This is a genomic window from Arthrobacter sp. MMS24-S77, assembly GCF_054888235.1.
On the sequence record NZ_JBTZRN010000001.1, the window covers coordinates 761083 to 779892 of the forward strand.

Annotated in this window: 19 protein-coding genes; 13 read left to right on the top strand and 6 right to left on the bottom strand. The window is 63.5% G+C overall.

Translation table 11 applies throughout. The features are described from left to right. The first annotated feature begins 490 nt into the window (after positions 1–490). The 8 genes from ACX5I4_RS03490 to ACX5I4_RS03525 all read left to right on the top strand — a co-directional run bounded on the left by ACX5I4_RS03490 (position 491) and on the right by ACX5I4_RS03525 (position 7640). Positions 491–1651: an extracellular solute-binding protein gene (locus ACX5I4_RS03490; protein ID WP_461835427.1), complete on the top strand. Its 1161-nt coding sequence runs from the start codon at positions 491–493 to the stop codon at positions 1649–1651. Next, positions 1648–2610, top strand: coding sequence for an ABC transporter permease (locus ACX5I4_RS03495; RefSeq protein ID WP_461835428.1), 963 nt, complete (start codon positions 1648–1650; stop codon positions 2608–2610). Before ACX5I4_RS03490 ends, ACX5I4_RS03495 begins: the two co-directional genes overlap by 4 nt. Beyond that, positions 2610–3473 (top strand): ABC transporter permease, encoded by an 864-nt coding sequence (locus ACX5I4_RS03500; protein ID WP_461835429.1) that lies wholly within the window; start codon positions 2610–2612, stop codon positions 3471–3473. The genes ACX5I4_RS03495 and ACX5I4_RS03500 overlap by 1 nt, the downstream gene beginning before the upstream one ends. A 31-nt stretch (positions 3474–3504) precedes the next feature. Continuing rightward, positions 3505–4584, top strand: coding sequence for an ABC transporter ATP-binding protein (locus ACX5I4_RS03505; protein WP_461835430.1), 1080 nt, complete (start codon positions 3505–3507; stop codon positions 4582–4584). Next, positions 4581–6128: an inositol monophosphatase family protein gene (locus tag ACX5I4_RS03510; protein WP_461835431.1), complete on the top strand. Its 1548-nt coding sequence runs from the start codon at positions 4581–4583 to the stop codon at positions 6126–6128. The genes ACX5I4_RS03505 and ACX5I4_RS03510 overlap by 4 nt, the downstream gene beginning before the upstream one ends. Further along, a complete protein-coding gene (locus ACX5I4_RS03515; RefSeq protein ID WP_461835432.1) occupies positions 6109–6960 on the top strand; it encodes a DUF6454 family protein in 852 nt (283 codons plus the stop codon). The genes ACX5I4_RS03510 and ACX5I4_RS03515 overlap by 20 nt, the downstream gene beginning before the upstream one ends. A 56-nt stretch (positions 6961–7016) precedes the next feature. Continuing rightward, on the top strand, positions 7017–7193 hold the full coding sequence (locus tag ACX5I4_RS03520; protein WP_461835433.1) for a hypothetical protein: 177 nt from the start codon (positions 7017–7019) through the stop codon (positions 7191–7193). 144 nt (positions 7194–7337) lie between these two features. Next, a complete protein-coding gene (locus ACX5I4_RS03525) occupies positions 7338–7640 on the top strand; it encodes a DUF4193 domain-containing protein (protein WP_028266109.1) in 303 nt (100 codons plus the stop codon). 106 nt (positions 7641–7746) lie between these two features. Here ACX5I4_RS03525 and ACX5I4_RS03530 read toward each other — a convergent pair whose 3' ends face one another. Continuing rightward, positions 7747–9207 carry an HNH endonuclease gene (locus ACX5I4_RS03530; RefSeq protein WP_461835434.1) on the bottom strand — a complete coding sequence of 487 codons (1461 nt, stop codon included), beginning with the start codon at positions 9205–9207 and terminating at the stop codon, positions 7747–7749. Between the two features lie 443 nt (positions 9208–9650). On the opposite strand from ACX5I4_RS03530, the gene ACX5I4_RS03535 reads away from it, so the two are divergent. Next, positions 9651–10196 carry an AMIN-like domain-containing (lipo)protein gene (locus ACX5I4_RS03535; RefSeq protein ID WP_461835435.1) on the top strand — a complete coding sequence of 182 codons (546 nt, stop codon included), beginning with the start codon at positions 9651–9653 and terminating at the stop codon, positions 10194–10196. Between the two features lie 64 nt (positions 10197–10260). Here ACX5I4_RS03535 and ACX5I4_RS03540 read toward each other — a convergent pair whose 3' ends face one another. From ACX5I4_RS03540 to ACX5I4_RS03560, 5 genes are all read right to left on the bottom strand, one after another. Beyond that, positions 10261–11826, bottom strand: a complete 1566-nt coding sequence (locus ACX5I4_RS03540; RefSeq protein WP_461835436.1) for an APC family permease — start codon at positions 11824–11826, stop codon at positions 10261–10263. Positions 11827–12079: 253 nt separating this feature from the next. Next, positions 12080–12481, bottom strand: a complete 402-nt coding sequence (locus ACX5I4_RS03545; RefSeq protein WP_461835437.1) for a flagellar assembly protein FliW — start codon at positions 12479–12481, stop codon at positions 12080–12082. Then, positions 12478–13365 carry a flagellar hook-associated protein FlgL gene (flgL, locus tag ACX5I4_RS03550; RefSeq protein WP_461835438.1) on the bottom strand — a complete coding sequence of 296 codons (888 nt, stop codon included), beginning with the start codon at positions 13363–13365 and terminating at the stop codon, positions 12478–12480. Before flgL ends, ACX5I4_RS03545 begins: the two co-directional genes overlap by 4 nt. A gap of 3 nt (positions 13366–13368) precedes the next feature. Beyond that, on the bottom strand, positions 13369–14808 hold the full coding sequence (gene flgK, locus ACX5I4_RS03555) for a flagellar hook-associated protein FlgK (protein ID WP_461835439.1): 1440 nt from the start codon (positions 14806–14808) through the stop codon (positions 13369–13371). 71 nt (positions 14809–14879) lie between these two features. Then, positions 14880–15380, bottom strand: coding sequence for a flagellar protein FlgN (locus ACX5I4_RS03560; RefSeq protein ID WP_461835440.1), 501 nt, complete (start codon positions 15378–15380; stop codon positions 14880–14882). A gap of 293 nt (positions 15381–15673) precedes the next feature. Here ACX5I4_RS03560 and ACX5I4_RS03565 point away from each other — a divergent pair, with 293 nt between their 5' ends. The 4 genes from ACX5I4_RS03565 (at position 15674) to ACX5I4_RS03580 (ending at position 18749) form a co-directional block, all read left to right on the top strand. Next, positions 15674–16510, top strand: a complete 837-nt coding sequence (locus ACX5I4_RS03565; protein WP_461835441.1) for a flagellin N-terminal helical domain-containing protein — start codon at positions 15674–15676, stop codon at positions 16508–16510. 139 nt (positions 16511–16649) lie between these two features. After that, positions 16650–18035 carry a flagellar filament capping protein FliD gene (fliD, locus tag ACX5I4_RS03570; RefSeq protein WP_461835442.1) on the top strand — a complete coding sequence of 462 codons (1386 nt, stop codon included), beginning with the start codon at positions 16650–16652 and terminating at the stop codon, positions 18033–18035. Positions 18036–18211: 176 nt separating this feature from the next. Continuing rightward, positions 18212–18469 (top strand): flagellar export chaperone FliS, encoded by a 258-nt coding sequence (locus tag ACX5I4_RS03575; protein WP_461835443.1) that lies wholly within the window; start codon positions 18212–18214, stop codon positions 18467–18469. Next, positions 18459–18749: a hypothetical protein gene (locus ACX5I4_RS03580; RefSeq protein ID WP_461835444.1), complete on the top strand. Its 291-nt coding sequence runs from the start codon at positions 18459–18461 to the stop codon at positions 18747–18749. The genes ACX5I4_RS03575 and ACX5I4_RS03580 overlap by 11 nt, the downstream gene beginning before the upstream one ends. The last annotated feature ends 61 nt before the right edge of the window (positions 18750–18810 follow it).

Here is an 18810-nt window from a genome sequence, read left to right on the forward strand (position 1 = left end):
CACCAAAGCCAGCACCAGAATGATCGGCACCAGGGCCGGTCCTGGAGTCTCACGGCGAAGAAGAGCGACGCAACCCACCACGGCTCCTGTGAGGCATGCCGCGACAGTGCCGCTTAACACAAGCGCCAACACGATGGGGTCTTCGACCTCACGGCGGGCAGGCCCTCATATGCTCCCGGGCATCGGATAAAGACTACGGCGGCCAAATACGCGGGCAGCCCGACAATTAAGGAGCCGACCCCAAGCCGCATCGCGATCCTGCCAACCCGGCCCGTTCATGCGTTCTGTTTTCCCCATCCAGGGAGCTTGCGCGGACCAGAGGGGGAGAGAGCTAACTTTTCATCCTGATGTTCGCATGTCCTGACATATTTGCGTTAATTCTGTTTCCGGTTAACCGCGGATTCATGGGCCATGTCCCGCTCCTTCACCTTGCCCTTGGAGGGTAGTTCCTGCACTTTGGGGACTTTTCCAAACAAGATGAAGGAACACCATGACCAACCGCTTTCTAGCAGCGGCCGCCGTCGCCGTTGTCGCAGCTACCGCTGTGACCGGCTGCGCGCAAAGCAGCACCGCTTCGGCCCAGAACAATGGCCCAAGCGCATCCCCGGACAAGACGGTCACTGTGTTCATCAGCGGGGACACCAACGTCCAGAACCTGTGGGAAAAGAGCCTTGTACCCGCGTTCGAAAAGGCCAATCCTGGCTACCACGTGAAGGTCACGCTGGATCTGCACGGCGAGCACGATGCCCAGACCTTGGCGAAACTGACCAGCGCCACGGAGCAGAACAAGGAACCTGATTTCGACCTGGTGGATGGCGGTTTCGTCTCCAAGGCCTCCGCCGCCAACCTGCTGACCTCCGTGAGCTCCCAGACGATTTCGGCCCTGAACGATGTCCCGCAGGACGTTATCAAAGCCGGTGGCACGGGTGGCATCCCGTACCGCGGCTCGGCTGTGCTGTTGGCGTATGACACCAAGACAGTTGCCACTCCGCCGAAGACCCTTGACGACCTGCTCGCCTGGATCAAGGCAAACCCGGGCAAGTTCACCTACAACTCGCCCAAGTCGGGAGGGTCCGGCGGCGCGTTCGTTGCCACCGTTTTGGACAAGTTCGTCCCGGCCGATGCCCGCGCCAAGATGACGGTGGGCTATGAGAAAGACTTGGAGAAGTACTGGGAACAGGGCTTCGCGACGCTGAAGGATCTCAACTCGTCGGTCTTCCAGAGCGGTGTCTACCCCAACGGCAACCAGCAGACCCTTGACCTGCTCGCCAAGGGACAGATCTCCATGGCCCCGGTCTGGTCGGACCAGTTCATCACAGGCCTGACCAACGGCCAGATCCCGTCCAGCGTGAAGGCAACCCAGATCAGCAACCCGTCCTTCACCGGCGGTGCTGCCTACCTCGGCATCCCCAAGTCCTCGCCCCGCCAGGAAGCCGCATTGAAGCTTGCCAACTTTGTCCTCACGCCGGACGCGCAGTCGATGATCATCAAGGAAATGTCCGGTTTCCCGGCCATCAGCCTGGACAAGCTGCCGGCAGATGTAAAAGAGAAGTTCAAAGACGCAGACACGAACAACCTGCGCAAGGGCTACTTCGACCAGATGGGCAAAGACCTGAACAACCTCTGGGACCAGAAGGTTCCCGGCCAGTGACAACCACGCTTCACAAGCCGGCGGAACTGCAGCCAGCAGTTCCGCCGGCTCGCGTCGGGCGTCCGAAGCGCCTGGGCCAACGCGCCGTCGGGTTCTCCATGGCCCTCCCGCCGATCCTGCTGATCGCAATCTTTGTCGGATTTCCCATCGTGCTCGCCTTCGGCTTCAGCATCGGCCTGACCGGCGGGTTGAATCACACGATTGCCACCATTGGCCAGAACGTGCACGAGGCGGATGCCTGGTGGGGGACGCTGGCGGCGTACCAGGAAATGTTCACCAACAAGCGCTTCCTCGGAGACCTTCTGGTCACGGTCATCGTGACGCTCGTGAGCACGGCAACCGTCATCTTCCTGGCCTTGGGGATCGGACTCTACCTCAAGCTCAAGGGTGGCCGAATGGCCCGCCTTCTCTCCGGCCTGGCGATCGTGCCGCTATTCATTCCGGTGGTCATCGCTTCCTGGGCCATCCTGACCTTCTACTCCGGAACGGGTTTCCTGCGGAGCGTCTTCGCGCTCTTCGGGCTCGACTTTCCCGTGTGGGCCTTCACCATGGTCACGGTCATCATCGGCTCGGTGTGGACTTCGCTGCCTTTCGCGGTGCTTATGGTTTCCTCCGGGCTGCAGTCCGTGCCGAACGCCATGATCGAAGCAGCCCGCGACGCCGGTGCCGGTTCCTTGCGCACGATCGTCTCAGTGATCGTTCCAATGGCCGCCGTTCCGATCATCATCGCGACGACCTTTACCGCCATTGGAGTCGTTGGATCGTTCACAGTCCCGTATTTCACCGGACCCAATTCGCCGAACATGCTCGGAGTGGACATGTCCAATTACTTCTCGTCCTTTAATCAGCCGCAGCAGTCCGCCGTCATGGCCTTCACTGTGTTCTTGATTGCCTCCGGAATTGCCGCACTGTACGTGTGGGCAAACTTCCGTTCCGCCAAGGAACAGGGGAAAGTCTGATGGCTATCACCACCGGTTCCCGTCCTGGTTCCCGCACTGGCCGGCCGCTCACCCTCGACTCGATGGTCCGCAGTGCCCTTGTGGGCCTGTTCGTGCTCCTCATGGTCGTTTTCATCCTGGGCCCGTTGCTCTGGCTGGGCGTCCGTGCCTTCGCCGGCAACTGGACTTTCCCCAACCTCCTTCCCGATGACTGGACCCTGCGCTGGTGGCAGGTTGTCATCAACGACGGCGCACTCGGAATCGCGGTGCAGAACTCCTTGTTCTTCGCTCCGCTGACGGTGCTTGTCTCTGCGATCATTTGTTTGCCCGCGGCCTACGCCTTCGCCCGCTTTGAATTTCCCGGACGCCGGTTCTTCCTCATCAGCCTGTTCGCGACGAACGCCTTCCCCAAGATGGGATTGTTCGTCACCCTCGCGGCGCTGTTCTACGCATTGAACCTGATGAACACCGTGCTGGGAATCCTGGTGGTGCACGTGCTGGGAACCGTGGTCTTCATGACCTGGATCCCGGCGGCAGCGTTCGCTGCCGTGCCGCGGAACCTGGAGGAAGCAGCCCGCGACGCCGGAGCCTCGAAATTGCGAGTGTTCGCTTCAGTGACGCTCCCCATGGCGTTGCCGGGGATTATCGTCGCAGCGGTGATGTCCTTCCTGGCGTCCTTCGACGAAGCACAGGGAACGTACTTGGTGGGTGCGCCGGCCTTCATGACCATGCCCACCCAGATGTACAGCCTGGTGTTGAACTACCCCACCCAAGTGGCGGCCGTCTTCTCCATTCTGCTGGCCATCCCCTCCGTAGCCCTCATGCTCGTGGCACACAAGCACATCCTCGGCGGCCAGCTCGCCGAAGGCTTCCAGATCAAATAGCGCCCCGCGCTCAACGTCAGACAGAGACCCCATGACAATTCATGAACCATTGACTGAACCACCCGCCAGCACAGCCAAGCCGGGCAACGCGGCGACCGGTGGTGGCCTGACCATCCGCGGTCTTCACAAGGTCCTTGGTGGCCGCACGATCATTGACAACCTGGACCTGTCAGTGAAGCAGGGCGAACTGGTGTCCTTGCTGGGGCCCTCCGGCTGCGGCAAGACGACGACGCTGCGGATGATCGCCGGCTTCCTGGAACCCGACTCCGGCTCCATTGAGGTGGAAGGCCAGGAGGTGTCCCATTTGGGCGCGGAGAACCGCCCCAGCGCGATGGTGTTCCAGAACTACGCACTTTGGCCTCACATGACCGTGGCCAAGAACGTCGGCTTTCCGCTGAAGCTCCGCAAGATGTCCAAGACCGAAATCAAGGACAGGGTGGAAACCGTCCTGGAGCTGGTCAGCCTTTTGCACCACAAGGATTCCAAACCGGCACGCATCTCCGGCGGCGAGCAGCAACGCGTGGCCTTGGCCAGGGCACTCGTCCAAGAGCCGAAGCTCTTGCTCCTCGACGAGCCGCTGAGCAACCTGGACGCGAAACTGCGTGTCAAAGTGCGTGAAGACATTCGCACGATCCAGCAGGAACTGGGCATCACCACGGTCATCGTCACGCATGACCAGGAAGAGGCGATGTCCATGTCCGACCGCATTGCCGTCATGAATGCGGGCAGGATCGAGCAGTACAGCACCCCGGAGGCCCTCTATGCCCGCCCGGAAACCGAGTTTGTGGCCACTTTCATCGGCAGCATGAACCGTCTGGAAGGCTCACTTCAAAACGGCATCGTCACTGCGGGAGAAGACATTCTCGGCGTCCGGCCGGAAGACGTCATCCTGCATGACGTGCCGTTCGAAGGCGCGCTCCCGGCCACGGTTGAAAGGGTTGTCCCGCGAGGGCATTTCCAGGAAGTGTACTTGCGCAGGGCGGACGCTGAGCTCCGCAGCTTTGTCAGCGGCGAGCTCATGCGGCCCGGCCAGCAGATGTATGCGGCCATACGCAAGGCCATGACCTTCCGCGACGGGCGGCTCGTAGCCGAATCGGGAGCAGTACGTTGAACCGCATCATTGCGACCGAAAAGACCCGCGCCACGGCCCACCGGGGCGACTCCAGCAATTACGTGGAGAATACGCTGCCTGCCATCGCCTCAGCCATCGAGGCGGGAGCGGACCTCGTGGAAGTGGACGTCCGGGTCACAAAGGATGGGCGGGTGATCCTCCTCCACGACGCCTCCCTTCTCAGGATCTGGGGTCTGGATTGCGACGCCGCAGACGTCGACTACGAGCGAATCAGGCAACTGGGCGCCGGTGAAGAACGTATTCCACTGCTCTCCGAGGCTCTCGAACTTTTCCGCGGCAGCCCCTCTACGCTGCTCATCGACATGGACGAGCCGGGCCCTGCTGAGGCGACCGCCGCCGTCGTACGCGAAAGCGGTGTGGCAGTCTCCTGGTGCGGGAACCTGGACGGAATGCGAGCCATTCGTGCCCTTGACCCTGCCGCCCGGATCTGGCTGCCATGGAACAAAAGGGTCGCCCCACCGGAAGACCTCCTGGCCGAACTGAATCCCGAGTTCGTCAACTCCGAGTATGTGGTTCTCAGCAACGACATGGTGGAACAGATCCACGCCGCGGGAGCCAAGGTTTCATGCTGGACCGTGGATGATCTGGAGTCCATGCGCTGGGCATTGGGACTGGGCGTGGATTCGATCACCAGCAACCAGCTGGAGCTGTTGCAAAGCGCCATCGCCGAAGACACTGAAGCGTGGGCCTCGGCCCAGGCGCCCAAGGCGCTCGCCGGGGATGAGGTTCTCGAGTCCCGGAAAGTCGCCCTCGAACTTGCCGAATGGGCCGTCGGGTACATGCGCGACGCCGATCGTGGCCAGGTCTCGACCAAGGCGCACCCAGCCGATTTGGTCACGGAAGTCGATGTCGCCGTCGAGCGCTATGTCCGCGAAGTGATTGCCGCCCGCCTTCCCGGCCACACCGTGGTGGGCGAGGAAATGGGCGGAGTCGCGGTCCCGGGCGCACCGTGTTGGTACCTGGACCCCGTCGACGGGACCACCAACTATGTGAACCAGATTCCGTGGACGGCGTTCTCGCTTGCCTTGGCCGTGGACCGCAAGCCCGCGGTGGCCGTCGTCGCGGATCCTTGGCGTGGCGAGATTTTCGAGGGGTGGGCCGGTCATGGTGCCTGGCTGAACGGAAAGCCGCTATCGCTGGCGCCTGCGGGAGTTTCGACGGCGGCTTTGGCTGGAACCGTGGTGGCGACCGAACTCGCCGGGCATCTGCCTTGGCCCGGCATGCTGGAGCTCCTTGAGGAGCTTGGCACGCGGCACAGCATCATGCGCATCATGGGGTCAGCCACCATGACCGTGGTGGGTGTCGCCGCAGGGCGCGGTGCGGGGGCCATCATCGGCGGCTTTAGCCCCATCGACCATCTGGCCGCCACTCTTGTTGTTCACGAGGCCGGCGGCGTTGTCCTTAACTCAGCGGGTGAGATGGACATGTTCCCCGAGCAAGGCGGGGTGCTTGCGGCCCGCCCGGAGTATTCCGCCGAGCTTTACGGACTCTGGAGGCAAGTAAGTGCCGACGCCGGCAATTGAGCTCCTCGCCGACGCCCTTTCCGCGATTGACCGGCGGAGCCGCTTCGAGTTGAGCAGGGAAGTCCACCTCGACTTTCCGACGCACCACCCGCAGGGCATGGCATTTGCGAACGGGCTGACGTTTCTCTCATCCGTTGAAATCCTCGATCCACCGCTCCCTGCGGCGGATCCGGCGCTGCGCACTCCCGGGCGGGGGAGCGGGCACGTGTTCGTCCTCCGGCCGGACGGTGGTCTGCTCCACGACATCCACCTGGGGGAGGACGCCGCGTATCACCCGGGCGGTATCGACTACGACGGCGACCACGTGTGGGTCTCGGTGGCGGAATACCGGGCCAGGAGCCGGAGCATCGCCTACACGATCGATCCGGGCAGCCTCGAGGTCCGCGAGCGGTTCCGCGTGGACGACCACATCGGCTGGATCGTCCGCGATCCCGGTCTGGACGTCATCTTCGGTGGAAGCTGGGGTTCCCGGCATCTCTACACCTGGGACACGGAGGGACGCTTGATGGACCAATGGGAGAACCCCGGCCACTTCATTGACTACCAGGACGCCCAACTCCTCGGTCCTGGCCTGTTGCTGTGCAGCGGTATTTCCCTGTTGCCGCAGGCCGATGGCAGCTCCCTTGAACTCGGGGGACTCGCCTTGGTGGAACCACTGCGGCAAAGGATCACGCGGGACGTCCCGGTCAGCGTGTTCAGCGGTGCCGGTCACGTCATCACCCGCAATCCTGTCACCGTCACCGCGGATTCGTCCGGGCTCCTGTTTCATGCTGCTCCCGACGACGGCGACGACGCCGGCGGCACACGGATCCTGAGCTATCGGATCAATTAACACAGCCGTGACAGTTCGGAAACCGGCCCTGAATCGGGCGTGGATAGCGTGGCCACATGATCCTATCCATCATGTCCAAGGTCAGTGCCTGGATCGAAGCTGCCTACTTCTACGACGCCGCCGAGCTGGGGGCTTCCGGAGCCACTGAAGCCACCCGGTATGGTTGGCTCCCGGCCCTCAGCGGTGTGGCCATTGCGGACGCCCAGGCCCGGAAAATCCGCGTTAAGGAGTAGCGCAAACCCTTGAGTTTCCGGGGTTTCCGGGGAGCGAAATGTCTTGTTGAACACACTATTCGTTGATGGCGTGTACTATGCCCTAAACTGCTTCACTGAGGTGCCTGAAATGGCACTATGCAGCAACGAAAGTGAACCACACCAATGGCTACCGATTACGACGCCCCACGCAAGACCGAAGAAGAGTCTCCCGCCGAATCGCTCGAGGCCCTTCAGGCGTCGCGCGGCTCCGGTGCCCAGACTGCTGTGATCGACGTCGACGAGAACGACACAGCCGAGGGCATTGACCTTCCGGGTGCCGACTTGTCCGGCGAAGAACTGACCGTCATCGTTGTCCCGGAGCAGTCCGATGAATTTACGTGTTCATCGTGCTTCCTGGTCCGTCACCGGTCGCAGATTGCACTGGAAAAGAACGGCCTCAAGTACTGCCGCGACTGCGAAGGCTAAACCCCGCACGCAAAGCAGCCCCGCTCGACTGGAACAGGCAACGCCAAACCAGTCAGGTGGGGCTTTTGCGTGCCCGCGGGACTCGGCGCACTTGCGGCGCGCACCCTTAGGCGGCCCGCAGTTTGGCGGGTTGGGCGTATTTAAGCGCCTTGGCATGGTGTCGGAGCTTGCGTCGGTGGCTCCTGGAATCTGGCGCCGCCGTGGTCATGGATGGCCCGGTTCCTGGCGGTGGCGGGGCTGTTGAACGGTAGTGGTGTCCGGTGGGGGTGCTGATGTCGAGGACATGCCGTGTCCCGGGGCTTTTTGTTGTCTTGGTTTGTCCTGTCCAGCCGGGGAGTTCTTTGGTGTGGTTGCAGGCTTCGCATAGGCCTGCCCCGTTCGCCAGGCTCGTGGTGCCGCCGTCGTGCCAGGGGATGATGTGGTCGAAATGCCTGATCGGTGCATCGCAATACGGGGTCCGACAGGTGTCGTCGCGGGCCTGGATGAAGCGCCGCAGTCCGGGCGGGTAAAGCCGGGCCCGGGAATCGACGGCGACAAGGTCCCCGGTTCCGGGGGCTGTGAAGAGACGCCGCAGCCAGACCTTGAAGACCTGGTCTTGGCCGGACCCGCCGTCTTCGGTGTTGCCGGTATTCCGCGTGAGCAGTGTCCTTGCCCACTCGGCAGGGACGATCCCATAGCCGGGGAGCCGTGCCGGTTCGGCGTCGGCCTGGAAGAGGGTCCGGTCGGTCATGACGAGCTGTACCTCCACCCCGGAAATCCCCGCAGGGGTGCCGGTGGTGCGCTCGACGAGGGTGTCGGCCATGACCTGTCCGCGGGTGCGGGCGTCGCCGCCGGAGCGGAGGGTGTCGGCGTGCCGGGACAGGGCCGCGTGCACGGCCACCCCCTGGGCGACGGGAAGCAGGGCGGTCAGGTAGGTCATGGTGTCCGGTGCCGGGCGGAGACTGACGTGCCGTTCCTCGGAGGCACGGGCAGCGCGCTGCGTGACCGAGCGCGGGTCCCGCCGGTAAGCCGCGGTCCGGGCCGCCGCGATGATCGCCTTGTCCCCGGCTCCGTCGAAGACCCCGGTGTCGGCGGCGAGCTCTTCATCCACGGCGCAGCGGTCCTCGGCGGACAGGCAGGCGGTTTCCTTCACCAGCAGGGTCGCCCGCCATTCGTTCAGCTGTCCTGATTCAAGGGCGGCGAGGGTGTACGGCATTTCGGTGACGAGGGCTGTCGCGAGTCCGTGGAGCCGGGATCCGCGGGCGGGGGACTCCCGCCGTGCCAAAGCCACCTGCGCGGCGACTCCGCGTCCCCGTTCCTCGGCCGGGACGCCCGCAGCCGCGTCGGCGCGGCGTTGGGCGGCATCGAACGCGACGGCGATCCTGGCCTGCGCAGCCGCGGCCGCGGACTTCAGGTCCTCCAGGGCACGCAACTGGTTTATCAACTCGGCGCTGTCCGAGCCTAGCCGGAGCGAGCTCACGGCGCCGAGGAGTTCCTCTATTTGGACGCCCGGCACGGCAGCCTCCGGGACCGCGCCGCCCGAAGGCGCGCCCGATCCGATCAGCTGTGTTCCCCGATTTCCTGCCATAACCAAAGCATTTCAGGGACCTACGACATTATTAGGCCGAAAAGACCCGTCCAACCGAAAGAGCTTAGGAAAAATTTGAGGAACTACCGCGGACAGGCCATCGGTAGAGAGCAGTCGAACCGGCGGAACCTTGGCCGAGGGCAAGACGCCGAACCGCGCTAGCCCATCCATTGGCCAGCCGCCAGGTAGCCCTCGGTTTCGTCCGGGTGCTGCCGACCGGCGGTTATCCGCCGTCGTTATCCGGGATAACGAACAGTGGCGCGAAACTGCCCTGAGGCCCCGGAAAATCGCGGAATCCGGCCAACGGAAAGACGTCCCTGTGACCCTGCGCGGGGTCCACTAACGGTTGGGCGCCGAACCGGATACGAAGTCCCTGAAAGAGCCCAAACGCTCCTACGCTTGAGGTATCAAATCGCTCAAGCACTCAAGAGGAGTGGGCCCAAGTGAGAAAGTTTCAGGTGTGGTTGGCAGCTTTGATCGTGGCCGCCGGGCTTGGTCTCGTGGCTCCAGGGGCAGCTTCCGCAACCCCGTATTGCGGGATCGTCTGGGGATCGTTGCTGAAGTCCAACCCGGCGCTGACCCAGGCACCAGTCGTCAACGTCAGGACGGGGCAGCAACCGTGCTTTGACCGTCTGGTGATCGACCTGAACGGCACGGTCGCCGGCTATACAGTCCGATATGTTCCGCAAGTAGTTCAGGACGGCTCGGGACTTCCCGTTGAGCTGAGGGGTAATGCGTTCCTGCAAGTCACGGTCAACGCGCCCGCGTACAACTCAAGCGGCAGCGCCACGTACAACCCGGCCAACAAGACGGAACTGACGAACGTCGCCGGCTACAAGACCTTCCGGCAGCTGGCATACGCGGGCAGCTTTGAGGGCTACACCAGCCTTGGCCTGGGTGTCCGTGCCCGCCTTCCGTTCAGGGTCTTCACTCTGGCCGGCCCCGGAACGGGATCGCGACTGGTGATTGACGTCGCGCACATGTGGTGAAGCGACCAACACAGAAGCCCTGTTCCGGGTGGTTCCGGAACAGGGCTTCTGTTCGTGTTGGAGGCTACTCGGGCACTACCAGGGCAGGGGTGTCCTTGCGCAGGGTTTCGCCGCGGAAGAAGCCGGGCCGAACGCGGGCCATGACCACCATGACCACCGCTCCGAGGGCCAGGATACCGATGCCGATGATGAACACCAGACCGACGCCGAAGATTTCGGACCCGCTGCCGAAGTCCGGCGACCAGCTGTCCACTGCCGTCTGGACGAAGACCAGCGTCAGCACGACGCCGCCGACCACCGGGAAGAGCAGGCGCATGAAGAAGTTGCGGACACTGCTGAACACGCTGTGCCGGAAGTACCAAGCACAGGCGAATGCGGTCATCCCGTAGTAGAAGCAGATCATCAAGCCGAGCGCCAGGATGGTGTCGTTGAGGACGTTCTCACTGACCACCTTCATGATTGCGTAGAACCCGCCGGAGATCGCGCCGGCCACGATGGTGGCGTATCCCGGGGAACCGAAGCGCTTGCTGACGCTGGAGAACTTCTGCGGCAGGGCGCCGTAGTGTCCCATGGCGAGCAGGCTTCGGGCGGGGGAGGCCATGGTGGACTGCAGCGACGACGCGGTGCCCGCGAGTACGGCGAGGGACATCAGGATGGCCAGCGGGCCCATGACAGGCGAGGCCAGTGCGGCGAAGATGTTCGACTGGTTGTCCGGGTTGTTCAGCCCGATCCCATCGCCACCAATGCCCGCAACCATCATCGTGGCTACAATCACCGCGACGTACAGTCCCAACACAGCAATCGCCGTGGTGGTGCCGGCCTTGCCGGCGGTACCCTTGCCGCCCTTGGTCTCTTCATTGACCGTCAAGCAGACGTCCCAGCCCCAGTAAACGAAGACTGCCAGGGACATGCCGGCGGCGAATTGCTCGAAGCTGCTGATCTTCGATGGATCAAACCAGTCCCAGCTGAAAGTGATGGCCGTGGGGGTGTCGCCGGAGGAGGCGTGGGTGAGGGCCATGACGATGAAGACGCCCAGGACCACTACCTGGAATCCCACCATGGCGTACTGGACCAGTTTGGTGGCGTGCAGGCCCCGGTAGCTCACCCACACCGCCAGCGCCACGAAGGCCAGGCAGGTGGCGATGTTCAAGGCTTTGTTGGACGTCAGGTCGGCAAGATCGGGATTGCCGAAGACCTGGGCAAGGAAGAGGTAGAAGAAGTCCACCGCGACGCCGGCCAAGTTGGAAAGGACGATGATGTTGGCGGCCAGCAGTCCCCAGCCGCCCATCCAGCCGATGAATGGGCCGAAGGCCTTGGTGGCCCAGGTGAAGGTGGTGCCGCTGTCCGGGGAGTCTGCATTGAGCTCCCGGTAGGCGAATGCCACGAGGATCATCGGGATGAAGGCGACGATGAAGATCGCGGGCAGCTGCAGGCCCACTGCGTTGACTGCCGGGCCAAGCGAGCTGGTCAGGCTGTAGGCGGGTGCCACTGAGGAAATACCCAGGACGACGACGGCGAGGAGCCCCAGCTGCCCCGTCTTGAGTCCTTTGCCGCTGATGCCGTGTTCGGTGCCGGCGGGATCGTGGGCCTCCACGGATTTCCTTGCGCTTGGGCGGGTTGTTTGAGTCATGTGATTGGCTCTTTCTAGATGGCCGAGAGGTGTTGCTGGGTGATGCTGTGGCATCCGGTCATGCAGATTGTTCTCCACTGAGACGAGAGTCACTAAATGAATGACGTTCATTTAGTATGGACGTGGAGAGGCCGTGACGCAAGGGGTCTTGCCAAACAATTTTGGTTTGGGGCGCGCCGAAAAGTGAGATCTCGGCTCTTTCGCGGGCTGAAAGAGCCGAGATCTCACGTCTCAAATAGGTGATGGAGGCTGCTCAGGCGTTGAGTTCGGCCCGGAGGGAGTAGTCCTCGCCGTCCAGCACAATCTGGGTGCAACGCCCTGTTTCCGGGTTGAGCACGATCGGGGCCGCGAGGTTGACCGTGGTCTTTTCCGGGGTCGGGTTGACTACCACGAGGACGGTTGCCAGCCCTGCCTGATCTAGACCATTGCTGCCCAGCCCGAGAGCCTCCAACGTCGAGTGGGGGATGGCGGGGACGTAGTCCGGAACATAGACTGCGGCATCGGCCAGGAACATGCGGATGCGCGGGCTGCCTGCCTCCATCGCGTAGAGGCCGGGGGCGCCGTCGATTCCGCGCAAGGCGAACCCCTCGGCGGCTTCAAGCCCGGGCATCGGCGCCGTGAAGCTCAGCTCGCTGAAAGCCAGTCCCGTACTCATCGCAGGAAATCCATGAGCGTTGGCTGGAGCGCCTTGGCGGTGACCGCGAGGGCAACCTGGTAGTTGGTTTCCTGCAGTTTCAAGTCCAGGACCGTCTTTCCTATGTCAGCGTCTTCAATGCCGGAACGCTGCGCGTCCAGCGTCAACTTCAGCCCATCGATGGAATCCTGGGCGCTCAACAACTTGGCCTGCCTTGCGCCGACCTCGGCGCGGCCCCCGATGACTGCCTTGACCCTGTCACCGATTGCCGGCAAACGGCTGCTGACGTTCGAGCCGGAGCGGATGTCCGCGACGACGTCGCTCACCAAAGCGAAAACCGAGCCGGCGCCGTCGCCGAAGATCGCACCGCCGTCGGCGTCCACCCGCACTGTCTGTGACGCATCAACCCGGCGTTCCACTGTGCTGCCTGGCGTTCCGTTGTACACAGGCGGCGTGGCATTGCTGAATGCCCCCGCGGAATCGGAACTTCCGGCGAAGATGTTGCGGCCCAGGTACTGGGTATTCGCCTGGGCGAGGAGATCCTTGTTGAGGCCTTCGAGTTCGACGGCGATCGCCTCCTTGGCGGTGTCGTTGAGGGAGCCGTTGGCGGCTTGGACGGTAAGGTCCCGGACGCGGTTGAGGATGTTGGTGGCCATGCCGAGGGCCGAGTCTGCGGTGGTGAGCCACCCGTTGCCGTCGCTGATGTTGTTTCCGTACTGCCCCGCGGCACTGAGCTGGCTCTTGGTGGCAAGGAGATTCGCCGTGGCGGCGGGATCGTCCGAGGGCCGGGTGATGTTCTTGAGGGTGCTGGCCTTCTCCTGCAGGGCGGCGAGCTTGGACTGCCCGGCCTGCAGGTTCCGTTGAGCGGCTGCGGACATTGTCAGGTTCGTGACACGGTTCAGCATGGCTTACCTTCCCACCAATCCGGTGTGATTGATCAGGACATCGAGGGCTTCGTCTACTGCGGTCATCGCCCGTGCCGCCGCCTGGTAGGCGTGCTGGTTGGTGAGCAGGCCGATGTTTTCTTCGTCGAGGCTGACGGACGCGCCTGAGGAACGCTGCCCGACGGCCGCCGCGCTCGCGGCGTCGGCGAGCTGCTCGTGCTGCTGCGCCGCGCGGGAAACCGTCCCAATACCGGTCACGATGCCGGTCCAGAACTCGTCGGGGGATCCAGGCGACGCACCAAGCTGGGCCACGGCGTCCGCAATTCTTCCGTCAAGGGCGCCGGAACCTGGAACGCCGGTAGCGATCCCCGCGGCGCTAGCCGGGACCACGCTGAGGGACAGTGCTGCGGGGACTCCCGCGGTGGTGGTGAAGAAATCGAGGTTGGTGGCGCCCGTGGCGGATTGCCCCGTGCGGTGAACGGCATTGACGTCGTTCATGAGTTTGCTGGCGAAGGCGTTGTAGGAAGCGGCGGCCTCGGAGATGGCGCCTCCCGTCCCTCCAGTTGCGGCGGGGGCGAGGACCGACACCGCCCCGGCGAGCTTGCCGCCGTCGACGGGAACGGCTGCGCCGGGTCGATCGGCCCATTCCAACTGCACTGGTCCCCCCAACGGCAATGTCGAACCCGGAGCGCCCATGGTTGCTTGGCCCGCCAAGGTGAGATCGCGGTGCGAGGTGCCGGAGACGATGGCATTGCCTCCGATGAAAACATCCACCGTGCCATCGGCGTTTTCCCGGACGGTTCCCCCGGCCAGGGACGCAATGGTTTCGGTCACCTGGTTGCGGGCATCAATGAGCTCGTTGGCAGAGCCGCCCGAGGCGGTCACCGAGCGGATGGTCGCGTTGAGGCCCGCGACCCGGGCTGCGGCATCGTTCAGCGCGTTGACGGTGGTAGCCGCTTCCCCACGCACGCGCGTCCACTGCGAATCCAAAGCCCGATAACCCGCCGATACGGTCGCGGCGAGGGTTGTACCGGCCTGAAGGACCGCGCCGGCCGGCGCAGCTTCGCCCGGGTGGTTGGAGGCTCCCTGCCACGAGGACCAGAAGACCTGCAGCGCCGTGGATATTCCAGCGGCCCCGGGCTCGTTGAGGGACCCCTCGATCCGTTGAAGTTCGGTGGACCTCAGGCCTGCGTAGCCGGCTTGGGCGGCAGTGGAGCGCACACCGGCGTCGAGGAAGGCGTTGCCCAGGCGGGCGATCCCGTCCACTGACACCCCCTGGCCTGCCTGTGTCCCTGCGGCTAAAAGACCCGTGCGGGCCGGTGAGCCGATGGCCGATTGTTCGATGCGTTGCCTCGTGTAGCCGTCGGTGCCGGCATTGGCGATGTTCTGCCCCGCAAGGTTGATGCCCTGCTGCGCTGCGGTGAGGCCGAGGTAGGCCGTGTTGAGTCCGCCGAATGTGCTCACTGCTTGTCCTTTGGTGGTCCGGGCGTGGTTCCGGCCTTGAGGTGGTCCGGGCTGCGTTTGATGAGTTCCGGTCAGAATTGCTGGTCAAAAAGGCGGGACGGGGATGATTCGCCGGTCCTGCCCTGCGAGCCGGTTCGGCCGTGGGAGTCGTAGGTCCCTGCCGTCGGCTTCAGGTCCGCCATGGTTTCCTGGGTGGAACGGACGGCGGCGCGGAGGAACTGCTCGTTGGAATCACGCAGCTCCTTGATGGCGGCAGTCTGCTGTTGCATGGCGTTCAGGTGCGCGGACAGGACATCGGCCCAAGCCTCTTCCGGGGCGGCCGTGGCCAACTCGCCCAGCGAGGCCTCCGCGGGCAGGCCCCATTGCTCTGCCACCGCCGCTACTTCCACAGCCCTGGCGAGACCGGCCTTGGACAGGTGTTCCAGGACCTGCTCCACCTCCCGCGTGCCATGCGGCAACCAGCGGGATTTGCCCGCTGTGAGGAGTAGTTGCTCTTCCTCCAGCTTGAACGTCAGCAGATCCAGCAGCTCACGTTCACGCCACAGCAGGGCCGACAGTTCATGGATGGCCATGGCGGGTCAACTCCAGTTCCGGGTTGGTTTTTCGGGTGCGTCCCGCGAGAAAGCACTTTCCCCTGTGCTTTCACCGCGCTAGAGACAACTATCGGCCGCCTCTCCCCACGCGTTAGGAGTTGCTGATGCATGATTTGCGCGCTTTGTCCAGTCAAACGAAACGCGGTCGATTTGTGAGCTCCCGCGGATTCCTACCAGGTTTTTTCTAACCACAGGCTTTCCGGTTCCGATAACCAGAAGTGACAGGCCACGGATGGCCTGGAAGTACAAGACCCAATCACGGAGGAAACACCATGGGCATGGCAATCAACAACAACCTGATGGCTAACAACGCGTACCGCAACCTCAACAACACGCAGAACGACGTGTCCAAGTCGATGGAGAAGCTCTCCAGTGGCCTGCGCATCAACCGTGCAGCTGACGACGCAGCGGGCCTCGCGATCTCGGAAGGCCTGAAGTCCCAGGTCAGCGGCTCGGCAGTTGCCGCCCGCAACGCGCAGGACGGCATTAGCCTCATCCAGACCACTGAAGGCGCACTGGGCGAGGTCACTTCTGTCCTGCAGCGCATGCGGGACCTGGCTGTCCAGGGCTCGAACGATACGAACAACGTCGCGTCCCGCAACGCGATCAAGAAGGAAGCCGACTCGCTGGGCAAGGAACTGGACCGCATCACGCAGTCCACGAACTTCAACGGCATCAACCTGCTCCAGGCTGGATCGAAGAACATCCAGGTGGGCACCGGTGGCACCGCCAACGACACGATCTCCGTAAATCTCGGCGACGTGGCGACGGCAGCAGGCACCCTGTCCTCCAACGCTGGAGCCACGGGCTTCGACGTCACCACGAACGCTGCTGCCCAGACGACGATCACTGCGATCGACGCCGCCATCACGGCTGTCTCCGCCCAGCGCTCCGACCTCGGTGCCAACCAGAACCGTCTGGAGCACGCGGTCAAGACCCTGAACGTCTCGGGTGAGAACCTGCAGGCCGCTCAGTCCCGTATTGCTGACACCGACATGGCTGCGGAAATGGTCAAGTACACGAAGGCCAACATCCTGTCCCAGGCAGGCACTGCCATGCTGGCCCAGGCGAACCAGTCCGGCCAGGGTGTCCTCTCCCTCCTGCGCTAAGCCCTTCGGGTAAAGGAAACCAGTAGCGGAACGGCCTTGGCGCCAGTAGCGGCCAAGGGAGGCAACATCCTCCCTTGGCCGCTACTGGCACCCATGTGCCCGCCGCTTACAGCATTCACAGATCTGGAAGGAACACACCGTGGGGACCTCGATTGACGGACTGTCCAGCGGTCTTGACACCACTTCCATCATCAACTCGCTCATGAGCGTTGAGGCGCTGCCGCAGACACAGCTCAAGACGAAACTGGCTTCGGACCAGACGATGATCTCCACTTTGCAGTCCTTCAACACGAAACTGGCGGCGTTGCGCGATCTCGCTACCGGTGACTCCGCGGCGAATGCCCTGAATTTGTTCACAGCAAGCACCACGTCTCCGTCCCTCACCGCCACGGCGACAACCGCGGCTACTGCCGGCTCCATTGATTTGACCGTCACGCAGCTCGCCCAGACCCAGGTGGATGTCACCGCAGCCATGGCCACGTGGCCGGTCGACGGTACGGGCGCCCCCGCACACTTGACGCTGGTGGACTCCACGGGGAAGCAGACGGAGATTGTCCCGGCCAGCACTTCCCTTGACGACGTCGTGACCGCGATCAACGGCGCGTCCGGCGGAGCGCGCGCCGTGAAAGTCCCCGCAGGCAACGGCAGCTACCGCCTTCAGCTGACGGCCACAACCTCGGGTGCGGCCGGAGCCTTCACGGTGTACCAAGGGACCGCGGCCCAAGTAACCGCGGGAACTGCTACGGACCTGATGGCGGATCCGTCTGCCGCCGTCGTCAAGGCCGCCCAGGATGCCAAGGCGACCCTGTACGCAGGCACCCCGGCCGCCCAGACCCTGACTTCTTCGTCCAACACGTTCACCGATCTCCTGCCCGGCGTGTCCGTGACGGCAACCGCCGTGACATCGGCGCCTGTCACGGTGACCATCACCAGCGACACCGCCGGGATTGCCAAGAAGGCGGGGGACCTGGTGGCCTCGGTCAATGATGTGCTCGGGTTCGTCTCGATCTACACAGCAGTCAGTAGCAAGACGGATGCCAACGGAGTGACGGCTCCGACGGGCGGGATATTTACCGGCAACAGCACCGTCCGTGCGGTCAACGACCAGGTCCTGACGGCGTTGGCCATGCCCGTGAACGGGCAGTCCCCGTCTGCCTACGGAATCAACATCACCAAGTCCGGCGACTTCACTTTCGACTCCGCCAAGCTGGCGACGGCTTTGGCGGCGGATCCAGCCGGGACCCAAGCCGCCCTCCAAACGATCGCATCCCGGGTTGCGGACGCCGCTACGGCTGCGACCGACCAGTTCAGCGGCTCCGTCACCGGGTTGATCAAAGGCCAACAGGCCGAAGTAGCGGACCTAGGCAAGCAAATCTCGGACTGGGATCAGCGCCTGGCGAGCCGCCGTGCGACGCTCCAAGCCGTCTACACCAACATGGAGGTCCTGCTCGGGGGGCTCCAATCCCAGTCCTCGTGGCTTTCCGGACAGATCGCCAGCCTTCCCAAGTCCTCGTCAGGAGCGTAAAGCATGACCTCTACAGCCCTCCGCGCCAGCCAGCTTTCCCGTTATAACGACGACGCCGTCCTTTCGGCTCCGCCTGCCCGCTTGCTGACCATGCTGTATGATCGTCTGCTCCTTGACCTAAACCGGGCCCGATTCGCCAGGAGAACGCGAATTGGGGCGTCGCAAGCGAAAACCTGTTGCACGCGCAGGCGATCGTCACCGAACTGTCCTCCACCCTGAAGACCGATGCGTGGGATGGCGCATCCGGTCTGCTGGGCATCTATCAGTACTCGATGGAAGCCATGATCGGGGCCAACATCTACCGTGACGTCAACCGAACCAAGGAGTGCATCGCGCTCCTGGAACCGCTCCGGCAAGGCTGGCACGAGGCTGCCTCACAGCTGCCTGTCCAGGCCACCGTGACCAGGACGAACGGTACGCTCGGTGTCGGCTGATCCGGTTCAGGAATGGTCGGAAGTCCTCGACCGACTTGAAGCGGACATCGCTTTGGCGGTATCCGGCGGTGAACCCGTGGCCTGGGATCCTCCTGCCAAGGCCGGACCTCTTCCGGTGGAGCTGGCTGACAGGGCGCGGCAGGTCCTCGACGCACAGCAGGAATCCATGGCCATGCTCGGCAAGGTCCGCAACGACGCACTTGCCCACTTGGACGCACTCAGCACCGTCCCGGAGTCCCGGAGTTCCGTGCGTCCGCTTTTCCTTGACGTCCAAGGCTGAAGAGAAAGTACCGAAACAATCCCCCAATCGGCTAACGGATTGTCCACCCGTGCCGATGGTG

Bases quoted from the DNA above. Each gene is read 5' to 3' on its own strand.
- ACX5I4_RS03560 (WP_461835440.1), bottom strand. From the start codon at position 15,380: ATGGCCATCCATGAACTGTCGGCCCTGCTGTGGCGTGAACGTGAGCTG.
- ACX5I4_RS03530 (WP_461835434.1), bottom strand. From the start codon at position 9,207: ATGGCAGGAAATCGGGGAACACAGCTGATCGGATCGGGCGCGCCTTCG.
- ACX5I4_RS03520 (WP_461835433.1), top strand. From the start codon at position 7,017: ATGATCCTATCCATCATGTCCAAGGTCAGTGCCTGGATCGAAGCTGCC.
- ACX5I4_RS03540 (WP_461835436.1), bottom strand. From the start codon at position 11,826: ATGACTCAAACAACCCGCCCAAGCGCAAGGAAATCCGTGGAGGCCCAC.
- ACX5I4_RS03490 (WP_461835427.1), top strand. From the start codon at position 491: ATGACCAACCGCTTTCTAGCAGCGGCCGCCGTCGCCGTTGTCGCAGCT.
- ACX5I4_RS03505 (WP_461835430.1), top strand. From the start codon at position 3,505: ATGACAATTCATGAACCATTGACTGAACCACCCGCCAGCACAGCCAAG.
- ACX5I4_RS03565 (WP_461835441.1), top strand. From the start codon at position 15,674: ATGGGCATGGCAATCAACAACAACCTGATGGCTAACAACGCGTACCGC.
- ACX5I4_RS03500 (WP_461835429.1), top strand. From the start codon at position 2,610: ATGGCTATCACCACCGGTTCCCGTCCTGGTTCCCGCACTGGCCGGCCG.
- ACX5I4_RS03545 (WP_461835437.1), bottom strand. From the start codon at position 12,481: ATGAGTACGGGACTGGCTTTCAGCGAGCTGAGCTTCACGGCGCCGATG.
- flgL (WP_461835438.1), bottom strand. From the start codon at position 13,365: ATGCTGAACCGTGTCACGAACCTGACAATGTCCGCAGCCGCTCAACGG.
- ACX5I4_RS03525 (WP_028266109.1), top strand. From the start codon at position 7,338: ATGGCTACCGATTACGACGCCCCACGCAAGACCGAAGAAGAGTCTCCC.